General features: G+C 51.7%; 4 protein-coding genes. All 4 read left to right on the top strand.

The genetic code is table 11. The features are described 5' to 3' along the window. Nucleotides 1-555: tyrosine-type recombinase/integrase (locus tag ACIQ20_RS16340; protein WP_395782188.1), on the top strand; the 555-nt coding region annotated here is incomplete at its 5' end. Between the two features lie 349 nt (nucleotides 556-904). Beyond that, nucleotides 905-1,435 (top strand): hypothetical protein, encoded by a 531-nt coding sequence (locus ACIQ20_RS16335; RefSeq protein ID WP_395782186.1) that lies wholly within the window; start codon nucleotides 905-907, stop codon nucleotides 1,433-1,435. Nucleotides 1,436-1,811: 376 nt separating this feature from the next. Then, nucleotides 1,812-2,117, top strand: a complete 306-nt coding sequence (locus ACIQ20_RS16330; protein ID WP_395782184.1) for a PadR family transcriptional regulator — start codon at nucleotides 1,812-1,814, stop codon at nucleotides 2,115-2,117. A 65-nt stretch (nucleotides 2,118-2,182) separates the two neighbouring features. Beyond that, on the top strand, nucleotides 2,183-2,899 hold the full coding sequence (locus ACIQ20_RS16325; RefSeq protein ID WP_395782182.1) for a hypothetical protein: 717 nt from the start codon (nucleotides 2,183-2,185) through the stop codon (nucleotides 2,897-2,899). The last annotated feature ends 118 nt before the right edge of the window (nucleotides 2,900-3,017 follow it).

Below are 3,017 nucleotides of genomic sequence, written 5' to 3'. Positions count from 1 at the left end.
GCTTTGAAGCCGCAGCAGGTTTGGGCGATAAGATTTTTGCTCGATCGGGAGGGCCACCTACGCGATCGGGCTTTGTTCGACTTGGCAATCGATAGCAAGCTAAGGGGCTGCGATATCGTCAAGGTCCGAGTAGGCGATGTCACGAGTGGCGGTCGCGTCAAAACTCGTGCGATCGTTATTCAAAAGAAGACTGGTCGACCTGTTCAGTTTGAGCTTCTGGGACCTGCGCAAGCGAGCATGTTGGCGTGGCTGGAGCGTCGAGGTGGATCTCTTGATGATTTTGTCTTTCCAAGCCGAACTGACCACACAAACCACATGAGCACCAGACAATATGCGCGCCTTGTCGATGAATGGGTAACTGGCATTGGGCTAAGGCGGGAAGACTTTGGCACCCATTCCCTGCGCAGAACCAAGGCTTCCATAATCTACAAGCAAACCGGCAATCTTCGTGCTGTCCAGATTTTGCTGGGCCACACCAAAATAGAAAGCACTGTTCGCTATCTTGGTGTTGATGTCGAAGACGCCTTAGCATTGGCAGAGGCAACCGAAGTATAGCCTCTTATTGGGCTATCCTCGTTTCTCCATGACGTAAGGATAGCCCCTAGCATTCTCGGCGTTCAAAAAGCTGTCGGTCCCAAATGCGCCAAGGTTTGCCATTTGGGGCAGGGTGGCGGTTGCTTGAAAGCGGACGCTTAGGAGGCTGACTGGTGGGTGACCTTCAGGTTTACGCATGATCCCCGCGCGCTTCCCAAGGAGATTTGATAAGACCGGCGAATAGCGATATAAAAAAACTTACTACAGGTGTTTTGAGCGAAAGATAACAAATCTTGACGGGTAAACGAGGTGCCTAGCAATGAGCGTTACATATCCACCGCCAACCAAAACAACGCGCCTACGACCTGCTTTGCCACCTATTGCGCCAACGCCAGCCTTGCGTGCTGATGCGGCGATCGCTGAGGCGCACCGTTTCCTGAGCGGTAGTATAGCGCAAGCACTGATTGCTGTGATGTTAGCCTTGTTGTTGTCTAATACAATCCAGCCAAACCTTAGCATTGTTTGGGTTGGGGCCGTATGTATTTTGCTGTTTCTTGTAATTGTTGGCGTCATTTGGGCGTCTATGCACGTGCACGGATCGCAACGCGTATCTTACTCCAGTGGCCTAAGCGTCAAAGCCAGAGGTGGAGCAAAATATGTAATGATTGTTGCATTTGCCGCAATAGCGTGTGGCTTGCTAGTTCCCGTCGCCATGTTTTTTGCATGGGAACGGCGCACGGAATTCCATAACGCGACTGAGCTGATGCAGCTTACTTTGCTGCTGGGCCAATTGTTGTTGTCGGTATCATTGTCATTGCGCGCGATAGACGCGATAAAATACGCTCGTACGCAGCTATTAGCAGGCGCTGAAAGCGCTGAAATGGATACTCGAGCAAACTAGTATAACGATCCCGTTCACTTCTCGGCGAAAGGCGAAGCCATTCCCAAAGCTCATAATTGCGCCTACACCATGCTTGCGCACAGATGTAGCGATTATAGAGAACATCGCCTCTTTCAAAGGCGTCGTCCGAAGCAAATGATTGAAGGGGGCATTACAGTTATGTTGTTCTAAAGCCTGTTGGGCTTGGCACAATTTTCGGTGCTAATCACATTGAGCACTCTCGCCGCATGTGCCGTGCTCCCTCAGTTTTCGGCTGGCAAAAGTTAGATTTTACCGTTGCGACTGGGCAAATCTCTGGGCTTGCGAGGGGGGGGGGAGTCAAACAAGTGATTTGATCGTACTTGACTCTTAAATCTACATATGTTGATCTATTGGTATGAAACGCAACCGCCCCCTTTCAAGCCAAGCCCAAGACCTCCTCGCGATTCTCGCCAGCGCACCGAATGATTGGTGCTATGGCTATGAGTTGATGAAGGCGACCGGCATTAAGTCTGGCACGCTTTATCCTGTTCTCATGCGCTTGGATGAGCGCGGCTTGTTGGAAAGCAAATGGACGCCGCCAGACGTCGAGGGTAAGCCGCCTCGCCATGCATATCGACTGACCGATGCTGGGCTGAAGGCCGCCCGCGAGGCCAAGGCCAGCCGACCTACTTTTACAAGTTTGAAGGAGCAAACCGCATGAGCCGCTTGGCTTTGAAACTCGCCATTGCGCTCTTGCCACCCAGTCGGCGGGCTTGGGGGGAGGCGATGCGCGGTGAATACGAGCATTTGCGCGAAAATCAGAGCGCATTTGCATTCGGCTGCCTTGGATCGTCGTTGAAAGAGAATGTTACCACCGGAGAGGGTTGGGCGCGGATGGCGTTTGGACTGGTTCTTCTGATTTCCCTTTGGTTAGCTGGGTATTGGACCTATTGGACTTTTAGCGCACTCTTCGAAATTTCGTCGCAGTTCAGCTTGAAGTTTTTTTGGACATTGGCGACGATAGGATTTGTTTGTTATCCGATTGTCTTGGGGTTGGCCGCTCAGAAGGCGTTGAAGGCCCCTCTGGACCGGTTTCAGTTGGCAGAGATTGGCTACAGATTGACATTTCGATGCTTGCTCATCGCTGGCGGCATGCAAGCATTATTGTCGGTCATTAGCCTCGTTTCCATAATGGTCGCCAAAGCAAGGCACGAGCAACTGGAAACAAGCCTTTCGGTCGGTTTGGTAAGTGCCATCTTTTTGTTAAGTGTTGCATGGTTTGCCCGCCACAACGCACGCATGACGCGCAACGCGGCTGCTCTCGCGCTCCTTTTATGTGCCACCTTCTATGGGTTGATCCAGGTTCTGATGCCAAGCCTGACAGACAACTCAGGACATGACTGGGGATTTACCACTATAGTGATTGGGTTTTTGATGTTGTTGACCATGATCGCCAGCGCGCTCTTTGTTTGGATGCAGCGTCCGGCACGAGGGGTGGCTTAGAGCGTTTCCCTTTCGAGCTGAATCGGAAGGATTCCCAAATCAGATGTGATGTGATTCACCATGGAGGCTGATGATGGAGGTCGGCTTTTATGGCTCAGGCATTATCGATGGATTTGCG

Origin of the sequence: Aquidulcibacter sp., assembly GCF_044346625.1 — a bacterium.
Lineage (GTDB): Bacteria > Pseudomonadota > Alphaproteobacteria > Caulobacterales > Aquidulcibacteraceae > Aquidulcibacter.
This window is presented reverse-complemented; position numbering and strand designations above follow the sequence as displayed.

Bases quoted from the DNA above. Each gene is read 5' to 3' on its own strand.
- ACIQ20_RS16330 (WP_395782184.1), top strand. From the start codon at position 1,812: ATGAAACGCAACCGCCCCCTTTCAAGCCAAGCCCAAGACCTCCTCGCG.
- ACIQ20_RS16325 (WP_395782182.1), top strand. From the start codon at position 2,183: ATGCGCGGTGAATACGAGCATTTGCGCGAAAATCAGAGCGCATTTGCA.